This is a genomic window from Pseudovibrio sp. POLY-S9, assembly GCF_001431305.1.
Lineage (GTDB): Bacteria > Pseudomonadota > Alphaproteobacteria > Rhizobiales > Stappiaceae > Pseudovibrio.
Genome location: NZ_LCWX01000086.1, coordinates 69,526 through 76,338, shown reverse-complemented (window position 1 = coordinate 76,338; position 6,813 = coordinate 69,526). Strand labels below are relative to the sequence as shown.

Below are 6,813 nucleotides of genomic sequence, written 5' to 3'. Positions count from 1 at the left end.
TGAGTTTCGCCGTCTGGATAAGGGCGGGCCGCTGGAACCGGCGGGTTTTGGCAGTATGGCACCGGGGCCTGAAGCGGAGGTTGTGCACCCCAATGTGGTGCTGGTGCCGCTCTCTGCCTTTGATGGGGATTGCAACCGGATCGGATATGGCAAAGGTTTTTACGACCATGCATTGAGTGATCTGGAAAAACTTACCGATCTCACTGCGATTGGGGTTGCATTTGCGGTTCAAGAGGTAGAAGAGGTTCCGATGGAACCGCATGATCGTCAATTGGATGGAATCCTGACAGATCATGGGCTTCTGAAAGCTGGTGATTAGAGTGATTTGTCAGGCACTGGGCCTTCTGCGATTTGCATGAAATGCTCGAGAGCTGGCGGGTCTGCTTTGGTCCAAATGATGTGCGCGTATTCTTTCATTATAAAGCCTTAGGTCTGGAATACGTGGCAGGGCATGTCTCGCGTTTAAATGCAGTTACGCGTCATGTTCTACGGTTTGTTTTGTGCGTGTCCTGATAGAAAGCCGAGCGGGCATTTCGGGGATACGTCTGAAAGGGTGTATAAATGCAGCTGCTGTTTCTTGGGGATCTTGTTGGGCGCGCTGGTCGCAACGCTGCGACTGATGAACTGCCTCAACTTGTTGAAGACAACCAATTGGATTTTGTCGTTGTGAACGGCGAAAACTCCGCAGCAGGCTTTGGTATCACCGAAGAAATTCTTGAAAATGTACTGGATGCTGGTGCTGACGTTGTTACCACTGGCAACCACATTTGGGATCAGCGCGATACGCTTGTTTACATTGAGCGTCAGAACCGCTTGCTGCGCCCTGCAAACTATCCATCAGGTACACCGGGTAAGGGCGCAAACCTTTACCGTGCCAAAAACGGTGCTGACGTGCTGGTAGTGAATGTGATGGGCCGCGTTTACATGGATGCGCTGGATTGTCCGTTTGCTGCTATCGACAAAATTCTGGCAGACTGCCCGCTGGGCGCAATGGCTGATGCGATCATTATTGATATGCACGCCGAAGCGACCAGTGAAAAGCAGGCGATGGGTCATTTCTGTGATGGCCGTGCCTCTCTGGTTGTTGGCACCCATACGCATGTTCCAACTGCTGATCATCAGGTTCTGGTGGGCGGTACGGCTTATATGTCCGATGCGGGTATGTGCGGCGATTACGATTCTGTTTTGGGTATGGATAAGGAAGAACCGGTCAACCGCTTCCTGCGCAAAGTAAATGGCAGCCGTTTTACACCTGCATTGGGTGAAGCAACGGTTTGTGGTGTTGCTGTTGAGACGGATGACCGCACGGGTCTGGCCAAGCATGTCTCTCCAGTACGGATTGGCGGGCGTTTGTCGCAGATTATCCCACCATTCTGGCCAAGCGCAGCAAACAGCTAAGCCTGAATATACGTCATGCTTACACGTTGATTGGTAGGGAAGAGGAAGGTCGGGAGCTCTCTCGCGGTTTCTTGCTCTGGATTTTGTCGTGTAAGCGTCTTATAAGCTTTCATCAAATTTGCTCGACGTTTTGGCGACATGCGTGTCGGGGAGAGCGCTGTCCAAGCTATCAGCGGCTTGGTGAGCACTCCTTTGAGCTATAAGTTTTATTTGCAAACACAAGCCGGGAAGACCTATGGCCGGACATTCAAAATTCAAAAATATCATGCACCGCAAGGGGCGTCAGGATGCTGTACGTTCCAAACTGTTCTCTCGCTTTTCCAAAGAGATTACCGTTGCTGCGAAGATGGGTGATCCTGACCCGGACAAAAACCCTCGCCTGCGCCTTGCTGTGCAGAACGCGAAGGCCCAGTCCATGCCGAAGGACAACATTGCCCGCGCGATCGCAAAGTCTCAGGCTGGTGAAGGTGCTGACTATACCGAGATTCGCTATGAGGGTTATGGCCCGGGCGGCACCGCGATTATTGTTGAAGTCCTGACTGACAACAAAAACCGCTCTGCTGCAAATGTGCGCTCCTATTTCACCAAATACGGTGGTTCCATGGGGGAAACCGGTTCTGTTTCCTTCATGTTCGATCGTGTTGGCGAGCTTGTTTACAAGCCTGAAGCTGGTGATGCGGACACCGTCATGGAAGCTGGCATTGAAGCTGGTGCTGATGACGTTGAGAGCGATGAAGACGGCCACACCATTATCTGTGCCTTCGAGGATCTCTCCGACGTTTCCAAGGCGCTGGAAGAAGCGCTGTGCGAAGCTGAGTCTGTAAAGATCATCTGGAAGCCGCAGAATCTTGTAGAAGTGAACGAAGAGAAAGCTGGCACCATCATGAAGCTGATGGATGCGCTGGAAGATGATGATGACGTGCAGAACGTCTTCTCTAACTTCGATATCTCAGAGGAAATCATGGCAAAGCTCGGCTAAGCCTGTTTTCTGACTAAGTTTTAAAGGCGGTGCGTTTTGCGTGCCGCCTTTTTTGTTGCGTGCTTGTTTTGTGAGGGTGCCCCTGATTTCAATGGAGTTGGCTTCGTTGGGGCTCTGTGAAACCTTTTTGCGACTATGATCAGGGTTGAGGCAGGTTCGTGAGTGAGGAAAACGACAAGGTTCGCGTGATTGAGCATGCTATCGGCTCAGCATGGCGGCTGCATTTGCTGGCGATTGCTTATGCCGCTCTGCTGGTTCTTGGTGCCGTGCTGGAAACGCCTTCCGGTGTTTGGGAGGAGAGGGCACCATTGGTGGCGCGGGTCTACGGCTTTTGTGTGCTCAGTGCACCGTATGTGCTGACAATAACTGGCTTGTTGACGGCGCTGTATCTGCGGCAGGCAGTGAACATTGCCCGGACAATGAAAGAGCGCTGTCTGATTGCGACAGCTGTTATTCTAACCATGCCGATCAATGGTTTTCATAAGGGAGAGTGGTGGGTATCCCTGTGCTCAGTCACTGTGACTGTGTTCCCACCTTTGCTCTATATCGGCCTTGCTTTGCTCGGGCAGCCCCTCTCCTTTATCGGATTGGGGCTTTGTGTCGGTGCGTATCTGTTCTGCCTTTATCAAAGACAGATGCTGCTCATCGCTCAAAACAGCAACTTCCTTCAGGACAGAATTTCCGAGCTTGTCAGTATGGCGCAGATCGTTACCGGCTCAGGTAAGAACGAGGATGCCTCCTGATTGATTAATCATCGTCGATGATGGATTCCAAATGCTGCAGTGGCAATGCGCCGTTTGCCTTGAGTGTGCGGATTGCAAAGTTGGAGCGTACATCTTCGACGCCGTCCAGTGACATCAGGAAGTCAGAGAGGAAGACGTCGTAGGCTTCCAGCGTTGGGACAACGATCTCAGCAAGGATATCAGACTGACCTGAGACCAGATGACAAGATACGACCTCTGGCTGAGAGGTGACGCGCTCGATGATTGACATGATCTGCGCTTTGCTTTGTTTGCCTACGCGCATTTCAACAAAGACCGTCATGCCAAGACCAACAGTCTTGCGATTCACGGATGCCTGATAGCCGTTGATCACGCCGCTGTCTTCGAGGTTTTTGACGCGGCGCAGGCATGGAGATGGGGATAGGGCAACTTTACCTGCCAACTCTACGTTGGTTAGGCGACCGTCCTCCTGAAGATTCTTCAGGATTTCTAGGTCAATCTTGTCAAGCGATGATTTTGGCATAAATTTGGTTTTTTCGTCTGTTAATAGGGATATTATTGCGGAAACTAAGTTGTTTTTCTTTGTTTCGCAAGATGTGTCGGTTGTTCTTGGCTTCTTGTGGCCGTTATCAACGTGTGTGTATGGTCTTAGGTCATCTGAGAATTCCATCCAAAATTGGCATGCTTGTGATGGCGGCTCCCAAGATGAGTGAATAAGCGAGTGCGCGGTACGAGCGACCGCTTGATAGTGAGAAGCCTTTGGCTCCCAAATAGATGCTCAGGCCGTATGCCGGGCAGATCAGGAGCGAGAGGAGCAGCAGCTCCTGTGTGATCAGGCCATTCCACCAGAACGCCGCAAATGAGCCGAAACTGGTGAAGAAGAAGTAGGTGATCAGGTTGGCGCGAATGACGCTGACGGGCAGGGGGCCAGACATCCAATAGGTGATGACTGGAGGGCCAGCCAGTTGTGTCATGCCACCGAGCAGGCCGGAAACTGCGCCAACCCCAAAGGAGGTGCGCTTGTTGGGTGCCTTGGTGTAACGCCACCCCGAAATCAAAATGATTAGCAGGAGGAGTACCACACCGGACAGAACCCAGCGCAAAACGTAGGGATCGGCATTCGTGAGTACCCATGCGCCGATAGATACGGTGATCACTGCCCCTCCTGCTGCTGGAAGGACGGTTCTCCAGTCGCAGATTTTGGTGGCTGAGACCACCATGGGGAGTGAGATTGTTGCATCGACCATGAGAAGGGAGGCGGCGGCCAGCTTTGGCTCCATAATGGCTGAAGCGATGGGCATGTAGATCATCGCGGCACCGAAGCCGGCAAACCCACGGGTCAACCCGGCGAGCGCTATAGTTGCGCACACCATCAAAAAGGCCGGGGATTCGAGTCCTGCGACGTCTGGGAGCATATATGCCTCTGCTGAGAAGGTCGGTTTTAGGCTTCCTAGTTGTGCGGACTATAAGTTACGAAGGTGCCTTCCTCCAATCGGGACAATTGGAGGAATTGTCGAGAATTTCTCAATTACCCTCTGGAGGACATCGCAATTTGCCCTTTAGCCTTGTGAAACTGCGGGAAATTGAGTGAGGCAGGTATGGCTAGAGGTCGTGGAAGAATGGCAGGGAAACGACCGCAGCGAGGAAGATGATGCCTTTTGCGGCCCATTTGAAATACGTAGGTGGTGCGCTTTTGAAGGCTTTCGCACCAAACATAAGACAGCCCAGATAGATTGGACCTGCGATGATCAGGATCGGGATGAGTTCTTTTGTGAAAAGGCCGTTGTAAGCGTAGGAGGCATACGCGGAGACGTCAGCTATCGCGATAAACACGATCATGTTAGCGCGGATTACGTTTTGTGGATGGGGGCCGGCTGCCCAAAGTGTGTAGATGGGGATGGATGGCATCTGGCTGAAGCCACCAAGCAGGCCCGAGAGTGCACCGACACCGAGGTTCTGTTTACGGCTGGGTTCCTCTGAATAGGTCCAGTTGGACATGAGGACAGCCAGCAGCGCGAGCACTACGATGGATATGCCCCAGTGCAGAATGATGGGTGGTGCGTTGGCGAGGATCCATGCGCCGACAGAAACGGCAAGGATCGCTCCAATGGCGGCAGGCACGACGCTTTTCCATCGGCACAACTTGGTTGCCGGGAAAATGAGTGGCAGCGCGACTATGGTGTCGAGGATGAGTAGGGCAGCTGCAGCGAGTTTTGGGCCAATGACCAGTGCAGCGAGGGGGATCCAGACCATACCTGAACCAAACCCGGCAAATCCACGCATCAAACCTGCCAAAAGGATGGCTCCAGCCACCAGACACAACTGCAAGGCGGAGTGTGCAGACAATGCTTCAATCATACCGGGTCCTTACCTGCAGGATTTGCAGGAACGCGTGGATTACTCCTGAATTTTAACGGATTAAGCGATTGGTTGAGGTTACCGGCTAGCGTCTTCGGAGATTTTTCGTTACCGGTTTGTTCTATGGATCATTCAATTCGAATCATGGGTGTTGACCCTGGCCTCAGGAACACTGGTTGGGGCATTATTGATGCCAGAGGTAATCGCGTCAGCTTCATTGGAAGCGGCACGATACAATCCAACAGCAAGTACTCCCTCGCAGAACGGCTCAAGCAGTTGTACACTGGCTTGCAAGAAGTGATTGAACGCTATGATCCTTCTGAGGCTGCGGTTGAGAATACGTTTGTGAACAAGGATGCCGGAGCTACGCTTAAGCTGGGGCAGGCGAGGGGGATCGCTCTGCTTGTGCCATCTCTGCACAATCTCGTGGTTTCAGAATATGCTCCGAACCTGGTGAAAAAGACCGTGGTGGGAACCGGACACGCGGAAAAAGAGCAAATCCGGATGATGGTGAAGGTGTTGATGCCGAAGGCGACGTTTAATTCGGACGACGCGGCGGATGCACTGGCGATTGCGATCTGCCATAGTCATCATCGGGGTAGTGTAACGGGCCGTCTGGCCGCAGCGGAGGCGCGTTTGAAATGATCGGGAAACTCAAGGGTGTCGTCGACAGTTACGGCGATGATTTTGTACTGCTGGATGTGCAGGGTGTTTGTTATCAGGTGCATTGCCCTTCTCGCGTGTTGCAACAATTGCCGCGTGTCGGCGAAGCTGCTGTGCTGGCCATTGAGACCATGGTCCGTGAGGATATGATCAAGCTCTTCGGTTTTTCCGAGGACAATGAGCGTGAATGGTTCCGCATTCTCATGACCGTTCAGGGTGTTGGGGCAAAGGTTGCGCTGGGCATTTTAGGCATCATGCGCGCGACTGAAGTGGCGAACGCGATTGCGCTGGGCGATAAGACTGCGATCACACGGGCGCCGGGCGTTGGCAAGCGCGTTGCTGAGCGTATCGTGACAGAGCTGAAAGACAAGGCGCCTGCCTTTGCCTCTGTTGAAGATGACACCATTGCTGTTTCCCAAAGCGTTGCGGAAAATGTGGCGTCCCGGCCTGTGGCAGATGCTGTCTCGGCTCTTTCCAATCTCGGTTATCAGCCTGCTCAGGCTTCAGCTGCTGTGGCAGCTGCTGTGAAAACAGCAGGTGAAGATGCAAGCGCTGAAAAACTTATTCGCCTCGGCCTTAAGGAACTTGCGTAATGAATGAGGGTGAGGATCGCCTTGTTACTCCTGAAATTCGGGGCGACGAGATTGACAGCGGAACGCGTCCGCAAACGCTGGATGACTTTACCGGACAGGC

Annotated in this window: 9 protein-coding genes; 6 read left to right on the top strand and 3 right to left on the bottom strand. The window is 52.8% G+C overall.

What is annotated here, in order from left to right; translation table 11 throughout:
• The 4 genes from PPL9_RS31160 to PPL9_RS06840 all read left to right on the top strand — a co-directional run.
• The coding region (locus PPL9_RS31160; protein WP_280139024.1) for a 5-formyltetrahydrofolate cyclo-ligase at positions 1-319 on the top strand (319 nt) is incomplete at its 5' end.
• A 242-nt stretch (positions 320-561) separates the two neighbouring features.
• On the top strand, positions 562-1,398 hold the full coding sequence (locus PPL9_RS06850) for a TIGR00282 family metallophosphoesterase (RefSeq protein WP_057461988.1): 837 nt from the start codon (positions 562-564) through the stop codon (positions 1,396-1,398).
• Positions 1,399-1,633: 235 nt separating this feature from the next.
• A complete protein-coding gene (locus PPL9_RS06845; protein ID WP_057461987.1) occupies positions 1,634-2,377 on the top strand; it encodes a YebC/PmpR family DNA-binding transcriptional regulator in 744 nt (247 codons plus the stop codon).
• A gap of 158 nt (positions 2,378-2,535) precedes the next feature.
• The gene (locus PPL9_RS06840; protein ID WP_057461986.1) at positions 2,536-3,120 is read left to right on the top strand and encodes a hypothetical protein; all 585 of its coding nucleotides are present in this window, start codon (positions 2,536-2,538) and stop codon (positions 3,118-3,120) included.
• A 4-nt stretch (positions 3,121-3,124) separates the two neighbouring features.
• Here the strand turns inward: PPL9_RS06840 and PPL9_RS06835 are convergent, their stop codons facing one another.
• From PPL9_RS06835 to PPL9_RS06825, 3 genes are all read right to left on the bottom strand, one after another.
• The gene (locus PPL9_RS06835; RefSeq protein WP_057461985.1) at positions 3,125-3,622 is read right to left on the bottom strand and encodes an Lrp/AsnC family transcriptional regulator; all 498 of its coding nucleotides are present in this window, start codon (positions 3,620-3,622) and stop codon (positions 3,125-3,127) included.
• Between the two features lie 130 nt (positions 3,623-3,752).
• Positions 3,753-4,514, bottom strand: coding sequence for a sulfite exporter TauE/SafE family protein (locus PPL9_RS06830; RefSeq protein ID WP_208980554.1), 762 nt, complete (start codon positions 4,512-4,514; stop codon positions 3,753-3,755).
• A 187-nt stretch (positions 4,515-4,701) separates the two neighbouring features.
• Positions 4,702-5,457 (bottom strand): sulfite exporter TauE/SafE family protein, encoded by a 756-nt coding sequence (locus tag PPL9_RS06825; RefSeq protein ID WP_057461984.1) that lies wholly within the window; start codon positions 5,455-5,457, stop codon positions 4,702-4,704.
• Between the two features lie 144 nt (positions 5,458-5,601).
• On the opposite strand from PPL9_RS06825, the gene ruvC reads away from it, so the two are divergent.
• Positions 5,602-6,102, top strand: a complete 501-nt coding sequence (ruvC, locus tag PPL9_RS06820; RefSeq protein ID WP_057462055.1) for a crossover junction endodeoxyribonuclease RuvC — start codon at positions 5,602-5,604, stop codon at positions 6,100-6,102.
• Complete coding sequence (gene ruvA / locus PPL9_RS06815; protein ID WP_057461983.1) at positions 6,099-6,713, top strand: Holliday junction branch migration protein RuvA; 615 nt, start codon at positions 6,099-6,101, stop codon at positions 6,711-6,713. Before ruvC ends, ruvA begins: the two co-directional genes overlap by 4 nt.
• Positions 6,714-6,813 lie beyond the last annotated feature (100 nt).